General features: G+C 37.8%; 14 protein-coding genes and 2 pseudogenes. 8 read left to right on the plus strand and 8 right to left on the minus strand.

All coding sequences use genetic code 11. The features are described 5' to 3' along the window. Positions 1 to 171 precede the first annotated feature (171 nt). Both ACSVDH_RS04565 and ACSVDH_RS04570 read left to right on the plus strand, forming a co-directional pair. Entirely contained in the window at positions 172 to 1,995 is a 1,824-nt protein-coding gene (locus tag ACSVDH_RS04565; protein WP_439248611.1) for a M3 family metallopeptidase, read from the plus strand. Between the two features lie 140 nt (positions 1,996 to 2,135). Further along, positions 2,136 to 3,245: a M24 family metallopeptidase gene (locus ACSVDH_RS04570; protein WP_439248612.1), complete on the plus strand. Its 1,110-nt coding sequence runs from the start codon at positions 2,136 to 2,138 to the stop codon at positions 3,243 to 3,245. Positions 3,246 to 3,740: 495 nt separating this feature from the next. Here ACSVDH_RS04570 and ACSVDH_RS04575 read toward each other — a convergent pair. The 7 genes and pseudogenes from ACSVDH_RS04575 to ACSVDH_RS04605 all read right to left on the minus strand — a co-directional run. Further along, a pseudogene (locus ACSVDH_RS04575) lies at positions 3,741 to 3,926 on the minus strand (aldehyde dehydrogenase family protein); the annotation flags it as partial. Positions 3,927 to 4,340: 414 nt separating this feature from the next. Continuing rightward, positions 4,341 to 5,837, minus strand: coding sequence for an alanine/glycine:cation symporter family protein (locus ACSVDH_RS04580; protein WP_439248613.1), 1,497 nt, complete (start codon positions 5,835 to 5,837; stop codon positions 4,341 to 4,343). A 239-nt stretch (positions 5,838 to 6,076) separates the two neighbouring features. Next, the gene (locus ACSVDH_RS04585; protein WP_439248614.1) at positions 6,077 to 6,535 is read right to left on the minus strand and encodes an MFS transporter; all 459 of its coding nucleotides are present in this window, start codon (positions 6,533 to 6,535) and stop codon (positions 6,077 to 6,079) included. A gap of 486 nt (positions 6,536 to 7,021) precedes the next feature. Continuing rightward, positions 7,022 to 7,252 (minus strand): annotated as a pseudogene (locus ACSVDH_RS04590) (MFS transporter); the annotation flags it as partial. A 150-nt stretch (positions 7,253 to 7,402) separates the two neighbouring features. After that, positions 7,403 to 8,356 carry a proline racemase family protein gene (locus ACSVDH_RS04595; RefSeq protein ID WP_439248615.1) on the minus strand — a complete coding sequence of 318 codons (954 nt, stop codon included), beginning with the start codon at positions 8,354 to 8,356 and terminating at the stop codon, positions 7,403 to 7,405. Beyond that, positions 8,353 to 9,390 carry a proline racemase family protein gene (locus ACSVDH_RS04600; protein ID WP_439248616.1) on the minus strand — a complete coding sequence of 346 codons (1,038 nt, stop codon included), beginning with the start codon at positions 9,388 to 9,390 and terminating at the stop codon, positions 8,353 to 8,355. Before ACSVDH_RS04600 ends, ACSVDH_RS04595 begins: the two co-directional genes overlap by 4 nt. After that, complete coding sequence (locus tag ACSVDH_RS04605) at positions 9,387 to 10,562, minus strand: NAD(P)/FAD-dependent oxidoreductase (RefSeq protein ID WP_439248617.1); 1,176 nt, start codon at positions 10,560 to 10,562, stop codon at positions 9,387 to 9,389. The genes ACSVDH_RS04600 and ACSVDH_RS04605 overlap by 4 nt, the downstream gene beginning before the upstream one ends. 400 nt (positions 10,563 to 10,962) lie before the next feature. On the opposite strand from ACSVDH_RS04605, the gene ACSVDH_RS04610 reads away from it, so the two are divergent. The 4 genes from ACSVDH_RS04610 (at position 10,963) to ACSVDH_RS04625 (ending at position 14,545) form a co-directional block, all read left to right on the plus strand. Then, complete coding sequence (locus ACSVDH_RS04610) at positions 10,963 to 12,630, plus strand: sigma-54 interaction domain-containing protein (protein WP_439248618.1); 1,668 nt, start codon at positions 10,963 to 10,965, stop codon at positions 12,628 to 12,630. Positions 12,631 to 12,702: 72 nt separating this feature from the next. Continuing rightward, complete coding sequence (locus ACSVDH_RS04615) at positions 12,703 to 12,975, plus strand: (2Fe-2S)-binding protein (protein ID WP_439248619.1); 273 nt, start codon at positions 12,703 to 12,705, stop codon at positions 12,973 to 12,975. Continuing rightward, positions 12,972 to 13,304 (plus strand): (2Fe-2S)-binding protein, encoded by a 333-nt coding sequence (locus tag ACSVDH_RS04620; RefSeq protein ID WP_439248620.1) that lies wholly within the window; start codon positions 12,972 to 12,974, stop codon positions 13,302 to 13,304. Before ACSVDH_RS04615 ends, ACSVDH_RS04620 begins: the two co-directional genes overlap by 4 nt. Next, positions 13,301 to 14,545 carry an NAD(P)/FAD-dependent oxidoreductase gene (locus ACSVDH_RS04625; RefSeq protein ID WP_439248621.1) on the plus strand — a complete coding sequence of 415 codons (1,245 nt, stop codon included), beginning with the start codon at positions 13,301 to 13,303 and terminating at the stop codon, positions 14,543 to 14,545. The genes ACSVDH_RS04620 and ACSVDH_RS04625 overlap by 4 nt, the downstream gene beginning before the upstream one ends. A gap of 147 nt (positions 14,546 to 14,692) precedes the next feature. On the opposite strand, the gene ACSVDH_RS04630 is transcribed toward ACSVDH_RS04625, so the two are convergent. Further along, positions 14,693 to 15,238, minus strand: a complete 546-nt coding sequence (locus ACSVDH_RS04630) for a helix-turn-helix domain-containing protein (RefSeq protein ID WP_439248622.1) — start codon at positions 15,236 to 15,238, stop codon at positions 14,693 to 14,695. A gap of 324 nt (positions 15,239 to 15,562) precedes the next feature. Here ACSVDH_RS04630 and ACSVDH_RS04635 point away from each other — a divergent pair, with 324 nt between their 5' ends. Beyond that, positions 15,563 to 16,441, plus strand: coding sequence for a dihydrodipicolinate synthase family protein (locus tag ACSVDH_RS04635; protein ID WP_439248623.1), 879 nt, complete (start codon positions 15,563 to 15,565; stop codon positions 16,439 to 16,441). Between the two features lie 62 nt (positions 16,442 to 16,503). Beyond that, a complete protein-coding gene (gucD, locus tag ACSVDH_RS04640) occupies positions 16,504 to 17,994 on the plus strand; it encodes an alpha-ketoglutaric semialdehyde dehydrogenase GucD (protein WP_439248624.1) in 1,491 nt (496 codons plus the stop codon). The last annotated feature ends 261 nt before the right edge of the window (positions 17,995 to 18,255 follow it).

Raw genomic sequence — 18,255 nt, forward strand, 5'->3', positions numbered from 1 at the left:
TGTCGCCACTCCGGTTACAGAGTCTGCTGAGTAGATTAGAGTCTTAAGCATAAAAATAGATATTCGATTACTAAATGATTCTGCTAAACAATTATATAAAACGCGGCTCTTTTCTTTCCCAAATCAAGTGGTGTAAGAAGAACAAAATATTTAGGAAAGGGGAAGTTTGCTATGAATTTGGTAATGCGAAAGGATGTTCCAGAAGAAGCTACATGGAATTTAACTGATATTTTTTCTTCTGAAATTGAATTGGGGAGAGCTTATTCAGCTGCAGAACAAGAAATAGATGAAATGTTAAGCGGAAAGATCCCTTTATCTTCAGCGTTTGAAATACTTCATGTTATCCGAAAATACGATAATTTAATGGAAAGACTTCATCGAATCTCAAGTTATGCTATGTTCAAATATTCGGAGGATGAATCAGATCCGGATGCTCAAAAGTTAATGGGACGAGTACAGCTATTAGTTGGTAAGGGAAATATGGTATCGGCCAAATTTGTGAATACCTTAATCCAATTACCTAAGGAAGATATGACAAAATACATGGAAGAAGAAAAAGATCTTCAAATATATAATCGGTTTTTACAAAGGATTGACGAAGCCCGTCAACATGCATTAACCCCAGAAATGGAAGAAATTTTGGCATCATTAGGTCAAACTCTAGAATCACCTGAAACATTCTATCTCACTATTACATCTTCTGACTTAAAATTTGAGCCAGTAAAGGATAAGAATGGGAATCAAATACCTGTTTCTTTACACACGTATATGACACAGATTGAAACATCTCCAGATACAACACTCCGTAGAAATGCCTTTAAATCCTTAACAAAAGGTTTAAAGAGTCATCAGCATGGACTTGCAAAAATTTTATCAAATGAAATCAATAAAAATGTGACTTTAGCAAAAATAAGAGGTTTTTCATCTGTACTTGATATGCACCTTCAATTTTCACCACCATCAACTAATTTTTATACCACAGATGAAATTTCTACTGAGTTTTTTGAACAAATATTAGACACATTCCAAAATGAGCTATCGCCACATATGCAAAGATACGCCCGTTTAAGAAAAAAGCAGCTTGGATTAGATACACTTTTATTTTCTGATGTTAAAGCTCCCTTAGATCCTGAGTTTGATCCACCAATAAGCTATAAGGAAGCAGGAGAAATCATCACTGAAGCTGTAGGTGTACTAGGTTCTGAGTATCAAAATCAAATGCACAAAGCATTCTCAGAAAGGTGGGTTTACCGAGGGGATAATATTGGACGAAGAATGATTGCCTTTGGTGGAGGTGTTCATGGTGTCCATGGCTATTCTTTTTATCCTTGGGGAGGCAACTTGTTTGACATGCTCCTTTTAAGTCATGAGCTTGGGCATACCATCCATTATACACTTTCTGCTCAAAATCAACGATTTATTAATAATTCACAATCCATGCTATTTGTAGAAGCCCCATCTACACTAGTCGAACATTTAGTAGTTCATTATTTACAGGAACAGAGAAACGACGCGAGACTTAATCGTTGGTTAAATATGTATTTAATGATGAGTTACCATCATAATTGTGTCACACATGTGTTAGAGGCAGAGTTATTACGGAGGCTCTATAAGATGGTTGAAAATAAAGAAGCATTAACTACCTCGAGTATTAGCGAAACAAAAGGGAAAATTTTATCTGAATTCTGGGGAGAAACAGTTGAGATAGATGAAGGGGCAAAATTAACATGGATGAGACAGCCGCATTATTATATGGGCCTATATCCTTTTACTTATTCGGTCGGGATATCTGCTGCAACAATCATTTCACAACGAATAAAAAAAGAAGGTAAAGGTATTGGTGAGCAATGGACTGAAGTTCTGAAGCAAGGCGGAAATATAAAGGGGCTGGATTTGTATAAAATGGCAGATTTGGACATGTCAACTACTAGCATTATCAAGCAGACAATTAGGCATGTTGGCACTATTGTTGATCATTTGGAGAAAAGCTTTTAATGATTCTGATTTAGATAGAAGTGTAGAGTTAGAGATTGTGAAAGAAATTTATGATGAAATATTCAAAAGATCCATGAAAGCAGGAATTTTTTCTTTGTGTAACATTGCTTAGCTTATCATTTGTTTAGGGAGTGTTTACGATGAATAATCAACATCGAGAAAGACTGGCATTATTACTCCAGTATCTTGAAAGCGAACAAATAGATTTAGCCATTGTCATATCACCAAAAAGTGTTTTTTATTACACTGGCTTTTATTCTGATCCGCATGAGCGGTTTATGGCGTTAGTGCTCGATTTACATAATCAACATCACTATTTATTTGTTCCAGCACTTGACTTGGAGGCTGCAGAAGCAACATCATCGATAAAAAAAATTATCCCCATTTTTGACGAACAAAATCCTTATCAAGTCTTGAAAAATAAAATTGGGGAAGGTGTACAAACGATAGGAATAGAAACCAAAAATTTCAGTTTATATCAGCAGGAGCAGTTCAATTTATTTTATCCAGGATTTCTCTATAAAGATATTGGGCAGTTCATTGCAGTTCAGAGGATGAAGAAGACTCCAGAGGAAAGCGCAATGGTACAAGAAGCGGTTTATGTTATCGAAAAAGTGCTTACTGAAGGGATTAACCGCGTTCAAGTGGGCATGAAGGAGTTGGAATTAACGGCGGAACTGGAATATTTAATGAGAAAGTATGGAGCAGAAGGGCCATCGTTTTCAACGATTGTTTTATCTGGTGAAAAGTCTTCGCTTCCTCATGGGCAACCAGATCAGAAGAAAATTAATCGTGGCGATTTTTTATTAATTGATATGGGAGTCATCTTAAATGGCTACTGTTCAGACATTACCCGCACTTTTGTAGTAGGAGAAGGTACGGCTGAACAAAGGAAAATATATGAGATTGTCCGAGAATCTGTTCAAGCTGGGATTAATGCTGTAAAGGTAGGGCATACAGCAGGTAGTGTAGATATTGCAGCTCGCGATGTCATTAAAACTAACGGTTACGGACAATATTTTAATAATAGGGTAGGCCATGGTTTAGGAATGGAAGTACATGAGGAACCATCTATCCATGAAAAAAATAAACTGATATTGGAACCAGGATTATTGTTTACGATAGAACCCGGAATTTACATTCCAGGTTATGGCGGGGTACGAATTGAAGAAAATGTGTATATAGAAGAAACGGGAAACGCAAAAGTGTTAACTTCTTTTTCTACTGAGTTTACAGTGTTAGGCTTTTAAGAAGTAACCCTCCATTTGAAACATTTTTCGGGAAGGGAATTAAAATAGTGATTAAATTAAAAAGGTAATTAAATTAGTGATCAAATTTTATGTATAACTTTTTTCTAACTAAAAAGTTACGATTCCTAGTAATCTCAATCCACAACATGTTAGATGAAGTAAAGAAACTAATAATAATTCACTTAATAAGAATGACGTGAATGATGCATAAGCATCACGTACGAACCAATAATTACACAAGGAATTTATGCAAAACTCCGAGCTGCAAAAAAACTTCGGGATCTACTCACGTGTTATTAGTCGTTTCAGGGACAATTACAAATTTATTGATAAATTCTTTTAGATTTTAAGCAGACTTTACCTTGGTAAAGTCTGCTTAAAACGATGTCACATTCATACATAAGTTGTTAAGAATCCCTTGATTAACTGTAATTTAACAGGTTATGATGGCCTTTATATTTCCATTAAATAGTTTTTGCACCGTACTATTAATAATCATGTACAATTTATGATGAAAAATTTAAAAGAATATTTAATGGCACAAGTTTTTACTTGTGAATAAAAATCCAAAGCTGATTGCCCTTGTTTTTTAGTGTGAGAACTAGACCATTTCATGCCGCCAAATGGGGCTTGGTATTCAACTCCAGCTGTTTCTTGGTTGACACGTACCATTCCGACTTCCTACCCACGCTATACCATATTCGGGGTCTTAAAAAATATAAATGTCATTTTAGAATGTACCCCCCAACCTAAATTCTTCCCGGCTGGGGGAGGTTAAATGTTTGCTAAAAGGGCATAATTCCTAGCTTATCTTCAAAATAAGCTATAAAGTTATCAAAACAAGACCTAAGAAAAGAATGGGAAGTTAATATTAGTAGCAAGCGGTTGATTGGAAGTCGTGACCACTTTAATGCAGTGTTAATTGCAAGGATTCTTACTATATATACATATTTTTATAAGCAAAAAATAATACTCATAACTTCTAATAAACTTTATAATTGGATTTTAGGTACAGAAGAAACCCCATTCTTAACTAGTAAGTGGGGTTTTTTATAATTCCTTCCTTTTACTATCAAAACCTCCTTAACCTTCTTTCTAGAGACTAGCGTCTTTTCTTGGAAAAATAGACACTTTTTCTTTAGAAGTATTATTTTTCTTATCTGGGGATTTTTCTTCCCAAAAATCAGCACCGCTTATACCAACTTTTCGTGGATCAAAAACTGGATCTTTCCCTGCTTTTTTCTGGCTTTCATAATCCTTTAATACTTTTAAGGTTGGTTTTGTCAGAAGTAAAATCGCAACAAGATTGAGCCACGCCATACTTCCTATCCCTAAATCTCCTAGAGCCCATAATAAAGATGCTGATTCGACGCTTCCAATGTACACCATTACTAAAAATACAATTTTTAGGACTGTTTTTAACCACTGCAGCTTTAATTTTTTATCAAGATAGACAAGGGTCGTTTCGGAAATATAATAATATGCCATCAGGGTCGTGAAAGCGAAGAAGAAGATGGCTATGGAAACGAACATAGAGCCAAATCCCGGTAATACAGTTTCTACCGCTTCCTGAGTATAGATGGGTCCAGCTTCAACATTTCCCATTGTTTCAACAATTGGTTCTTTTCCTTCTGGAGTAACGCTATACATGCCCGTTACAAGAATCATAAGAGCTGTCGCCGTACATACAACAATCGTATCGATATAGACCGAAAAAGCTTGGACTAATCCTTGCTTGGCAGGGTGAGAAACTTCAGCCGCTGCCGAACTATACGTTCCTTCACCAACACCAGCAACGTTCGAAAACACCGCTCTCTTGACCCCCCAGGCAATCGCTGCACCTACAATTCCCCCAAAGGCCTCATTCAAACCGAATGCGCTAGAGAAGATAAGAGAGAACATAGCAGGAACTTCCGTCATATTCGCAAATAAAATGATGAATGTAACGATCACATATCCTAACGCCATAAAAGGAACTATTTTTTCCGCAACACTGGCAATTCGTTTTACACCTCCAAAAATAATCGCTGCAAGTAAGGCAACCAATAGAACTCCTGTGATGCCTTTATTTATTCCGGATGTATTTTCAAACCCGACAGCAATCGTGCTCGATTGTATGCCTGGCAGTAAAATTCCATAGGAAATTGTGACAACAATAGCCACCAAAGTAGCGAACCATTTTATCTTTAAACCTTTTTCAATAAAGTAAGGTGTACCGCCCCGGTATTCATTTCCCACTTTGCTTTTAAACACTTGGGCAAGAGTGGATTCTATAAAGGCGCTGGCTCCTCCCAATATTGCCATTACCCACATCCAAAAAACGGCCCCTGGACCTCCAAAGGCAATGGCCGTAGCCACACCCGCTATATTCCCAATTCCCACACGTCCTGCTAGAGCCATACAAAAAGCCTGAAAAGATGATACTCCTGAATCTGAACTCTTGCCTTCGAAAAGCAATTTAATCATTTCCTTAAAATACCGTATTTGCACAAATCTAGTTGCAATAGTAAAAAATAACCCTGCTCCCAGTGCAAAGAAAACCAATCCTATACTCCATACCTGCCCAACTAACCATTCTACTAATTTCTCCATTCCAATCCCCCCAAAAGTTTATACTTACTTTATAAGAAAAAATTGAACTCTTTTAACATCCTTAAAAATACAAGAATATTAGTCCGATTCTAATAATCCCTAAGTAATATTTTTCTTTTGTGACTAAGCCTCACAACGTGTTCGAAAGCGCTTCCATTTATTGTGGAAATTGTAGATACTGTTTAGAGAACGATTTTATTTTCAGTCCCAACATCTCTCAGTCTTTTAAACAGTCTCCTTTATGGTATCAATAAAAGTGCAGACAATAAGGTAGATGCAATCATTGTTATAAAAAACTCATTCCACCCAGTATTCTCAATTACTATAGAAAGCGGATAACCAGACAAATCTGCACCTAAATAGCCAAATAAACCGACAAAATCTACGGCCGCTCCAGCAGAATCTTTATAAGTTGTTTCAGATGCTGCGATACCAATGAGCATTTTTTGACCAAAGATAAAGAAACCAATTGCATAAAAGCAAGCGGCGATCAACCTATAGCCAAGACTAGGGAAATTCATAATAAAGCCCTCAACACCGATACCAATCATAAAGATAATATTCATTGGGGTTCGATTTCCCTTGAATAGAACATCTGATCCCCATCCTGCAAATATAGTACCGAAAAAGCCGCCTACTTCTAACAATGAAAGAGCAGAGTTAGCTTTAACCAAGTCATAATCATATTCACGCACCAAATAAAGGTTTGCCCAGTCTTTAATCCTGGTCGGGACGATATAAATCAGGATGTAGGAAAACGATAATAACCAAATATATTTGTTAGTAATAATATAACGAATAAGAATTCTGAGTCATTGGCATTTTTTTGCTATTTCTCTCCTGTTCTAATTCTATTGGAACATTACGCCAATTCTCTCCTGTTCTAATTCTATTGGAACATTACGCCAATTCTCACCTACCGTAGGTAAGCCCATAGAAGCAGGACGATCCCGTAAACGTCAAATGACAATTATTCCTGCGGCAATACCAATTATTCCTGGAACAAAAATGCCATAACGTCACAAAAGGGTGACCGCCAATCCACCGGCAAGTAAAGGAATTAATGCTTCGCCTATATTATGTGAGGTATTACTACAAATCGCCCACCAAAACCCTCGCTCTTTACGAGAATATTAATTTAGCAGCCGGTGGCCACCCCCAACCTTGGAAAAGGCATTCAATATTCACAGACAAATAAATGCAATCAGGGAAGAGCTAAATCCAAAGAAAATATAGATGATGCCTGTAAGAATTAGACCCACACCCATAAAAAACCTAGGGTTGGCTTTATCGCTTATATTATCAGAAACAAACTTGGATGCCACATAAACAAGGTAAAAAGCAGTGATTAATATTCCGACATCTTTGACTGTCATGTCAAGATCTACCAACATAGAAGGCATCACATAGTTAAAACTTTTTCGAGTGAACTAATAAATTGAATATCCGACATAAAGGGCAATCATGATATGGATTCGCCAATAACAATAGTGGTATGTTGGCATTCGTTTTGTTCACCCTTAAAGTCTCGAAAATCAAAAATATAGGTAACGGTTATATTTCGATTATTTTAATAAAAATCCAGCAGGTAGAGGATCTGTCGGATCTAATACAAATGTCTGCATTCCTGTAATGAAGCCGCGGCTTGTCAACTTGAACTGGTAGCCACTTTCTGTTTGTTTAACTGCTTGTACTGTCAAACGGCTGTCAAAAATACTTTCATTTACGAATGGCTTTTCCATATATAATCCACCTTTAGATATTAAGCTTGTATAACATGCCATCGTCGATCCGAAGCCAGGAGACCGAACAATATACTGGTCCTCACGGAAAGTGATTGTTTTAATTTGCCCCTTTTCTAGATGAGAGTCATCCATTAAAATGGCACCTTTTACATGAATTTTTGACTCGAGAGCTTGAAACACTGTTTTCCCCCATCTCTTCAATTCAGAAAGTTCCTCAACACAAATCTCTGCAGGAAAATCGCGCTTCTCAAACACTGCATATAATTGATCCGTTTTCACGAGAGAAAAGTCTGTATTTAAATGTAAATGAGACAATGGGACGTTTGATTGAATGACTTGGCATGGTTCACTTTCTATCACCACTGAAACTACTTCATCCTTCTCCATAATAGCGGTAACCGAAATCAAACCACTTACCGTTTCGATTTTGTATTCACTCGATGCCCTTGGCTGCAAATGGCCACATTCTAATAAAGCTGTCATCACAGCAACGATACCACTGTAATGAAGAGGAACCGTTCCTTCATGATTGAAAAATAATACTGCCGCATCTGCTTCTTGGCTAATCGGCGGGACGACAAGGCAGCCATTTAATCCTGCGAACCCGCGCGGTTCATTCAATAAAAGATTGATCTCTTCTGCAAATACATGCGGAAACTGCTCATTTAACTGTTCCAAGTTCTGATAATGAATGAATGGAGCATCTTTGATAACACGGAACGCCTCACCGGCTACGTGTACATCCGTTGTTAAATATACCTTTTGAATCTTCATTTTACGTCCTCCGTTTCATGTTCCATCGGGGGAATAAGCAGAAACCCTTCTTTAAGCGGATCTTCTTCATGGTAGAAGAACCGATGCATCCCCATTAGCCAAGCTGATCCTGTAATCTTGGTCACTACAGCCTCAACGCCTTCCACATCTGTTGTTTCCAGTACCCGTCCTCTAAATAGGGAACCAACAATGCTTTCATGAACAAATTCTTCTTCAATTGAAATTTCTTGATTAGCATATAGGACAGCCAATTTGGCAGAAGTACCCGTTCCACATGGAGAACGGTCGATTCCTCCTGGAGGAACAATAACTGTGTTTTTCACATCTGCTTCCTCATGGGTTGGGTCGGTAAAAAACTCAACATGGGTTAGCCCTCGAATAAATCGATATTGCGGATGAACGATTTCAGTTTTTTCATTAATAGTATTTCTGATATTGATCGCTTTTTCGATTATGTTGGAAGCATTCTCTGGAATTAAATCCAATCCAACAGATTTAGCGTCAATGATTGCGTAAAAATTGCCGCCATACGCAATATCAGCATCTACACGCCCAATTCCCTCGACATCAACGGAAACCCTTTTTAATAGAAACGCTGGGATATTGCAAAAAGATACTTCTTTCGCTTTTCCGTTTTCTACGGAAATATCTACTTCGACAAGTCCTGCAGGTGTATCCAATTTTAATGAAGTAATTGGTTCTTGAATGGGGATCAATCCCGATTCAACTAGAGCAGTACAGACACCAATGGTATCATGTCCGCACATTGGTAAATATCCTCCTGTTTCTATATAAATCACGCCGATATCCGCTTCTGGATGGCACGGATCCGTTAACAAAGCGCCAGACATCACATCATGACCACGCGGTTCGTTCATTAAAAGCATACGGATCCAATCATACTCCTTTTTCATATGGAGCATTTTTTCTGACATTGTTTCTCCAACTAGTTTCGGAAGACCGCTAATCAGCGTCCTCGTTGGATTCCCGCCTGTATGTGTATCAATGGTTGTAAAGACTCTTTGTGCCCTCATCTGCTCAACATCCTTTCTTTAAAACGGTTAAATCTAAGCGGTTCAATAGGAATAGACGTTCCTTTTTCATTTATTAGTTCTTCTACTATTTTCCCTGTTACTGCTGCGAGGCTGATTCCGTCACCTTCGTGGCCGGCCGCGATGTAATAATTTGGGAATCTATCCACCCTTGAAACGATTGGTAAATGGTCTTCCGTCCACGGTCGCAACCCTGCATACGAACGAATTACCATCATATCGGCCATTTTCGGATAAAAGCGGATTGCCCGGTTTGCAATACATTTAATGACTTCATTGTTTACTTTCGTATTGATGCCAACGAATTCTCTGCTGCTTCCGATTAAAAAGTTTTGGCTTTCCGTTGGTTCAAAGACAAGAGCTACTCCGTATTTTTCAGTCAGTGGATCAACGCGACGATGTCCACCAAACTTAGAAATTAAGTAACCAAATTCCATTACTTTTCGAGATCCCACATGTTGCTGCCTAGAGGCAACGATAATATGCCCTTTTCTTGGTTTAATCGGTATTGAAAGACCAAGCATCTCTCCTATTCGAGGTGCCCATACCCCAGCGGCATTAACGACATGATCTGCGGTAAAAACTCCATTTGTCGTTTCTACAATAAATGAAGCGCTCTCTTCTTTTTTTATTCGTTTTACTTCGGTATGTTTCAAGGCTTTAGCCCCTAGTTTTTTTGCTTCTTCAAGAAGAGAAAACGCTAGAAGATAAGGATTCACGGTGGAATCGGTAGCACATTCCAAACCACCTAATAAATCATCTGCAAAAAAGGGAGACTCCTGCCTTATATCCTGTCGATCAAGCATGCGGAATGGTAAACCGGCAGCTTTTTGACGGTCGACCCATTTCTGTGCCGCTTCCATCTCCTCATCTGATTCACAGACAAGGATGCTACCTGGTGCACGATACTCAAAAGGGTGCTCCAATTCTCTACTTAATTCATCAACTAGTTTCTGACTGTACAATGACATTTGACTATCAAAACCTGGGTCTTTATCAATTGCTAAAATATTTCCGTCACATCGTGAAGACGTGCCACTGACAAATTCCCCTTTTTCAATGATTGTTACGTCTCTTCCATATTTAGTAGCATAATAAGCAATCGAACAGCCAATAATTCCCCCACCAATGACTAAAACGTCACAGTGTTTCACATAACATCCCCCCTCGATGAAATGACTTCATCATCTTATAATGCAATTAGTGTGCCAACTATAGTGAAACTTCCGCAATGAATTACAATTTCAATACTACTGATGGTAAGGTGCAGGTAACAAAAACGTTGTACAGTAAAGAAGGCTTTGGAAGCAAAAGCAATAGTATAAAGGAAAAGCGATAACTTTTAGAGGATGTGGCGCTATTAAATCTTTGTTTCTATAATCAGGAATTTATTGGCATTTATTTCTGATGAGGTCCCTCGATTTCTAGAAGCGAAAGTTTTACCTTTCATTAATTTGAGGTAAAATCCACTGTAAAAATATTTTGAATATTCTATGAAAAAGTGTATAATTTCATTTACAGTGTTAATATTTTTTTACAGTCTGGGAGGGTATCATGGCATTTTCATTACCATCAGTAAAAGAAATCATAAGACAGCTTCTAATTGATACACCGTTCGATCAGTATGACATTAAACAGAAAAACGGTGAATTTTATTATCGTTCAACAGCAAAAACACCTGAGCTTTCATGCAAGGTCGTATATGAGGATGATTCATTCAACACCTTGATTCAGGCGTTTAGTCATCATTCCACAGCTATAATTCTTGATGCAAACAAAAATCCTGTAGGCTGTATAACAGCCACACAAATGATCAATTTGCTTTATAACTCTTATAATCAATTAAAAGCATTTTATGAAGCAGTCGTTCAAACGTCGGATGCCTCAGTTACGGTCATTGATGATAACGAGCTCGTTTGTACATGGACAGAAGGAGCAGAAAAGATATTTTCAATTAATCGTGAAGCAATACTTGGCCGACCTATTACTGATTTTTTTGAAAACCTAGAAATCTTGCAATCACTACATGAAGGGAAAAGTATTGTTGGCCAGTATCATCAGGCTCGGTCTGATTTGTTTGTCTTAATTAACTCTAACCCTGTTTATTATAATGGCCAGATTATCGGTGCAGTCGTTTCAGAAACGGATGTCACGAATCAAGTTGTGCTTAATGAAAAATTATTTAACATGTCCAGCGAAGTCCACCGTTTAGAACAAGAAGTAGCAAAGTATAAGGACTCATTTGATCCCTTTAATTTCATTAAAGGAAAGAGTGCTGCCATACAAAGAACAGTGCATATAGCTAGAAAAGTATGTTCTGTTAAATCAACGGTTCTCATACTAGGCGAAAGCGGTGTCGGAAAAGAAGTGTTTGCTAAAGCCATCCATGAAGCAAGCGAAGAATCAAACGCACCTTTTATTTCAATTAATTGTGGCGCCATACCGGCGTCTTTATTTGAGAGTGAATTATTTGGGTATGAGCGAGGCGCCTTCTCCGGCGCTGACAGTAAAGGAAAAAAAGGAAAAATAGAACTGGCAAAAGGGGGGACATTATTTCTTGATGAAGTAGGCGAAATGCCGCTCGACATGCAGGTGAAGCTTCTGCGAGTACTGCAGGAACGGAAATATTATCGTGTTGGCGGAGAAAAGGAAATTAATATCGACTTCCGAATCATCGCTGCCACAAATCGTGATTTACAAGAATTAATAAAAGAAGGGAAGTTTCGTGAAGATTTATATTATCGCTTGAACGTAGTCAGCCTACACATCCCTCCTTTAAGGGATCGGAAAGAAGATATTATCGAATTAACCCATTATTTCTTAAATGATTTTTCATTGAGTTATCAGCGAACGATTCATGAATTATCCCCAGAAGTAATACATGAACTGCTTCGTTATGATTGGCCCGGCAATATTCGCGAACTACGCAATGTCATTGAACGGCTAGTCGTATTCGCGACAGACGGCGTAATAAAAAGAGATTATTTGCCCTTTAATACAAACAATATTAGCTTTGACACCCCAAAAAAAATTGCATCAAATATATGTAAGGAAAGTGATGTCACCATTTTATCTCTGCAAGAAGAAATGGACCAACACGAGAAAAAAGTAATTAAAAGAGCGTTACAGATTTTGGATGGCAATAAACTAGAATGTGCTAAACAACTCGGTGTCACAAGAACTACGTTATACAATCGATTGAAGCGACTTGGCTTAAAGTAATCCCCTTCCTCCTCTAAGTTGGCACGATTTTTGCATAATATTTTTATACAAAGATCATGAGGAGGAATTCAAATGGCTAACAAAGAGAGCATGGTTATTTGCCGTTGTGAAGAGGTTACTTACGGGCAACTTCAGTCAACAGCAAATGAACATAAATGCACAGCAAGAGAATTAAAATTAAGAACGAGGGCCGGAATGGGCTTTTGTGGAGGCCGCACGTGCAGGCTGACTTTAGATAAGATTATCGAATGTGTTATTCCTAATGTGTCACCGGGTGAAATTCCGCTAAAATACCAGCCCCCAATTCGGCCGGTGACATTTGGAACGGTAGGTGAAAATCAATGACTAGAATAATAGAACATCCTGTTTTAGGGAATTTAAATGATAGAGAACGTGTTTCTTTTCAATTTGATGGAATTAGATATGAAGCATATGAGAATGAAACGATTGCTGCAGCTCTTTTGGCAAATGGGATAAGAAAACTGCGTGTTCACGAAGATAGCGGGACACCTAGGGGGATTTATTGCAACATCGGCCATTGCTTGGAGTGCCGTGTAACGGTCAATAATCAAGCAAACGTAAGAGCCTGCTTAACGGTTGTAGAAAAAGATATGATTGTTGAAAGTGGCAAACAGCTTCCTAATATTGTAAGAAGGATGGTAGAAAAGCGATGATGGATGTAATTGTGATTGGAGGAGGTCCAGCTGGACTAGCAGGAGCTAAGGCCTGTGCGGGCTTTGGTCTCAAAGTGACTGTTATTGATGAATTTATAAAGCCAGGTGGCAGATTGCTTGGACAACTTCATCAAGAACCCTCCGGTGAATGGTGGAACGGAATTAAAGAATCAGAACGTCTCCATCAGGAAGCGAAAAAATTATCAGTCGATATCCGTTGTGGTGTATCCGTTTACAATTTAGAAAAAGAAAACCATCTATGGAGTGTGTATACGAGCTTAGGTACGCTAGAGGCACCATTTGTACTAGTAGCCACCGGAGCCGCTGAATACCCTATCCCATTGCCCGGCTGGACCCTTCCCGGTGTAATGTCAATCGGTGCGGCTCAAGTAATGACGAATGTTCACCGCGTCCAAGTCGGTAAAAAAGGGATCATTATCGGAGCGAATATTTTAGCATTTGCGATTTTAAATGAATTACAATTAGCTGGTATAACGGTTGATCGGATTGTACTCCCAGAAAAGAGTGTTCTTAGCCAAAAGGCGGGTGAACCTGGGGAGGTCATGAAATCGCTCTTAAACGCTGCTCATCTCGCCCCATCAAGGCTATTGCGTATCGGAGGCCGTTTCATGAAGAATGACTGGATTAGAAATATCGGTTTGAACTTTTATCCGAAAAATGGCATGAAAGTGAATGGTACCCCTCTCCAACTTCGTAAAGCAGCACTCGAAATTATCGGTAAAGATCAGGTCGAAGGAGTTCGCGTCGCCGATATTGATGTTAATGGCAATATGGTTACAGGATCTGAAATGATTTACGAAGCAGATTTTGTCTGTATAGCAGGCGGCTTGTATCCGCTGGCAGAGCTTGCTGCAGTTGCGGGATGTCCATTTCAATACATTCCTGAACTTGGTGGCCATGTACCTATTCATTCAGAGACGATGGAAACCCCTCTCGACGGGCTATTTGTAGCCGGTAATATCACCGGTATCGAAAGCGGCAAAATTGCCATGGCTCAAGGAACAATTGCAGGCTTATCGATTGCCAAACATGCAAAAAAAGAATTGGAAACAATTGACCAGCAACTGCAACAAGCAATACAAAATGTCCGTACTGTTCGTCAACAAGCTGCAATCCAATTCAATCCTGAGATTGATAGTGGCAGAAGCAAAATGAAGGAGATTTGGGAGAGCCTTCACTTTAATAATAGTGATGTAAGTTCTAGGAAAGAGATTGTATAAAACCTTAAGTAAAAACAATTAACTATTTTGGATTATAAGTAATACCAAACAGTTTTAAAAAATTTTTAATAACATTAAGCAGAGTTCACACATAAGTGAACCTGCTCTATTTTAAGTACGTCAATGTCACTAATTTTATTTTTGATATTAGGCAGGATTAGAAGAAATGCATAAAAACTTCACATCGGAATCCGTGTGATTCATCCAGTTATGTGGAGTAGTTGAATCTAAATAAATACAGTCAAAAGGGTGCAAATTTTGTTCTTCATCGTCAATTAATACAGTAAGAGTTCCTTCTAAGACATAAAGGAACTCTTGTCCTTTATGTGAATAAGAGTTGCCTCTATTTTCACCTGGTTTTAACATAACCAATAATGGGGTAAAAAGGGGATTTTCTATGTTAACGACTAAATCTTTATAAATAAAGCTATTTGTTCTGTCGTTTAGATCCCTCAAAGAGTTTCTTATAATCATCGGTGTTGTTTTTTTCACTGGATTTGAAAAAAAGTAGCTCGGATTAACATCAAGGGCTTCAGAAATCTTTTTTAGTGACTCAAGTGTAACGGATGATTTTAAGCGTTCTACTTGTGAAAGAAAACTGATAGAAAGATTAGTTTTCTCTGAGATTTGTTTTAATGTAAGTCTTCGTTCTTTTCGCAACTCTTTTATTTTAATCCCGATAGAATCGTCCATTTTGTATATACTCCTTTAACATTTTATAAATTTAAAATATATAAAACTCTCTATACAATGATTAAAGTGTCACTTCAATTAAAATATATCCTATCCTAATGGATATATTAATCAAAATCAAGAGGAGATAGAAACAAAATTACTCTATATTTCAAGAATATAGTATCTTTCATAGGTATTTTATAAAAAGTTTGAAAATTCTGTTTGCAACACATTGATGTTTATGTTAATATCACATTAAGTGAAGTAAAACTTCAATTTTACAATAAAATTGAAGTGGTACTTTAATTAATAAAAATAATTCATATTAGGAGGAATTTACTTATGGCAAAATTCAGTGGAGTTTATGTAGCACTTGTTACCCCGTTTACAGAGGATCATCAGATTGATTACGGCAAATTAACTGATTTATGTAATTGGTTAATTGAGCAAGGAGTAGATGGTCTTGTTCCAGGAGGTTCTTTAGGAGAATATGCTACACTTACTGCCGAAGAAAGAGCAAAATTAGTTGAAACTGTAATCGAAGCAGCAAATGGTCGGGTTCCTGTTGTGGTAGGTTCTGGAGCACCTTCAACTGCCCAGTCAGTTAAATGGGTTCAACATGCAAAGGATCACGGAGCAGCAGGCATTATGGCTTTACCTCCAATCAACTATAAGCCTCTAGAAAGTGAAGTAATTGAACACTACAGAGCATTATCTGAAGTTGGTCTTCCTATCATTGCTTACAATAACCCAAAAGACTATCCAACTGACTTAACTCCTGATTTACTTGTGGAAATTTCAAAATTTGAAAGTGTCGTTGCGGTTAAAGAGTTCTCAGGTGATGTACGTCGCATGCAAGAAATTTTAGAAAGAACTGACCTTGAAGTAATGGTGGGGGTAGATGATCTTGCCCTTGAAGGAGCTTTAGTTGGAGCTACTGGTTGGATTTCAGGTGTTCCAAATGCTTTACCCAAAGAAGGTGTAGAATTATTCAGGTTAGGAAGAGAGGGGAAAGTAGAAGAAGCACTAAAGCTTTATAAGCATCTTTTACCACTTTTCCGTTATGATGCTAGCCCTCAGCTTGTACAATCTATTAAATATATGATGGAATTAGCTGGTAAACCAGTAGGTCCTACACGTCCACCTCGTTTACCACTAAGTAAAGAAAGTTATCAAAAAATAGAAGAAGCTTTTAATTATTCTAAACAATTAACTGTTTAATAGATAAAAAGCTAAATGAACGGGTACATAATTCCATTAAAAATTGTGCCCATTCATTTTTAATGGAAGAAAGGGTGATAGGAGTGAATGTAAGTACAATAGCAACAACACATTTAAATTATATTAACGGTCAGTGGGTTAGAAGTTTAAATGAAAAAGTAGAAGCAAGTATTAACCCTGCTAATAAAAATGAGATTGTAGGTTATATACAGAAATCAACAAAAGATGATTTAGATAATGCAGTTAAATCTGCATATCAAGCTAAAAAATCATGGAAAAAAATTGGTCAGGCAGAAAGAGGTCAATTTTTATTTAAAGTAGCAAACATTCTTGAGGAAAACTTAAATGACATTGCGGAAACAATGACTAGGGAAATGGGGAAAACACTTCCTGAAGCAAAGGGAGAAACGGCACGAGGCGTTGCTATTCTTCGATACTATGCGGGTGAAGGTATGAGGAAAGATGGCGATGTAATCCCTTCATCAGATAAGGATGCCCTTATGTTTACAAAACGGACTCCAGTTGGGGTTGTTGGTGTAATTACACCATGGAACTTTCCTGTTGCGATTCCTATTTGGAAAATTGCACCTGCACTTGTGTATGGAAATACAGTAGTGTTTAAGCCAGCAACTGAAGCTGCTGTTACTGCTGCAAAAGTGGTCGACTGTTTTGCAAAAGCCGGAGTCCCAAAAGGAGTATTGAATTTTATTACAGGATCTGGTTCTGTAATAGGACAACAATTAATTGACCATTCCTTCTTAGATGCAATCACATTTACCGGATCAGAAGGTGTGGGGCAAGTAGTCGCAAATTCAGCAGCATCCCGTGGAATAAAGTTTCAATTAGAAATGGGAGGGAAAAATCCAGTTATTGTTACCAAAGATGCTGATTTAGACCAAGCTGTCGAAGCTGTTATTAGTGGAGGTTTCCGTTCAACTGGACAAAAATGTACCGCTTCAAGTCGTGTGATTATCGAAAACCAAATTTATGATACATTTATAGAAAAACTTGTCCAAGCTACAAAAAAGATCACTGTAGGAGACGGTCTAAAAGAAGGGATCTGGATGGGGCCTTGTGCCAGCGAAAACCAGTTTAATAACGTAAGAGAATATATCGAACTAGGAAAAGAAGAAGGTGCTACTTTAATAGTTGGTGGAGAGACATTATCTGGAGAAGAGTATAGCAAAGGCTTTTATATAACACCTACCATTTTTGGGAATGTAAAACCAGAAATGAGAATTGCTCAGGAAGAAATTTTTGGCCCTGTTATTACCCTTCTTCGTGCATCAGACTTAACAGAAGCTATTGAAATAGCAAATAATACAAAATATGGATTGAGTGCATCCATATTTACATCTAACATCAGCTCTTTACTTGAATTTATTGACGAAATTGATGCTGGTCTAGTTCGAATCAATGCGGAAAGTGCAGGAGTAGAGCTTCAGGCCCCATTCGGAGGCATGAAATCTTCAAGTAGTGGCTCCCGGGAACAAGGAGAAACAGCGAAGGAATTCTATACTGCTATTAAGACAGTTTTTATAAAGGGTAATTAATCTTTCTTCAGGGATAATAATTTAGAGAGGAATAATTTACTCTTTATTACAAAATGCAGACCGGAGTTCTCCCGGTCTTTTTTTAAGAGATAAAGTATAAATTTTGAACTTAGTTTTAGTGTCTAGCTCCAGCGCCTAGCCCCTCGAGGTCATAAGCCAAATTGTAATTGAAGGCAAAGAACGCCTTCTATTCCAATTCGTCTTATGCTTTTCGGGGCTGATCAAGGCGCTTGCGCTTTTTTATATACGACAGGTAGTTTA

The organism is Metabacillus sp. Hm71 (assembly GCF_051842955.2).
Taxonomy (GTDB): domain Bacteria; phylum Bacillota; class Bacilli; order Bacillales; family Bacillaceae; genus Metabacillus.

Bases quoted from the DNA above. Each gene is read 5' to 3' on its own strand.
- ACSVDH_RS04630 (WP_439248622.1), bottom strand. From the start codon at position 15,238: ATGGACGATTCTATCGGGATTAAAATAAAAGAGTTGCGAAAAGAACGA.
- ACSVDH_RS04600 (WP_439248616.1), bottom strand. From the start codon at position 9,390: ATGAGGGCACAAAGAGTCTTTACAACCATTGATACACATACAGGCGGG.
- ACSVDH_RS04570 (WP_439248612.1), top strand. From the start codon at position 2,136: ATGAATAATCAACATCGAGAAAGACTGGCATTATTACTCCAGTATCTT.
- ACSVDH_RS04615 (WP_439248619.1), top strand. From the start codon at position 12,703: ATGGCTAACAAAGAGAGCATGGTTATTTGCCGTTGTGAAGAGGTTACT.
- ACSVDH_RS04625 (WP_439248621.1), top strand. From the start codon at position 13,301: ATGATGGATGTAATTGTGATTGGAGGAGGTCCAGCTGGACTAGCAGGA.
- ACSVDH_RS04610 (WP_439248618.1), top strand. From the start codon at position 10,963: ATGGCATTTTCATTACCATCAGTAAAAGAAATCATAAGACAGCTTCTA.
- ACSVDH_RS04595 (WP_439248615.1), bottom strand. From the start codon at position 8,356: ATGAAGATTCAAAAGGTATATTTAACAACGGATGTACACGTAGCCGGT.
- ACSVDH_RS04635 (WP_439248623.1), top strand. From the start codon at position 15,563: ATGGCAAAATTCAGTGGAGTTTATGTAGCACTTGTTACCCCGTTTACA.
- ACSVDH_RS04620 (WP_439248620.1), top strand. From the start codon at position 12,972: ATGACTAGAATAATAGAACATCCTGTTTTAGGGAATTTAAATGATAGA.
- ACSVDH_RS04580 (WP_439248613.1), bottom strand. From the start codon at position 5,837: ATGGAGAAATTAGTAGAATGGTTAGTTGGGCAGGTATGGAGTATAGGA.
- ACSVDH_RS04565 (WP_439248611.1), top strand. From the start codon at position 172: ATGAATTTGGTAATGCGAAAGGATGTTCCAGAAGAAGCTACATGGAAT.
- gucD (WP_439248624.1), top strand. From the start codon at position 16,504: ATGGAAGAAAGGGTGATAGGAGTGAATGTAAGTACAATAGCAACAACA.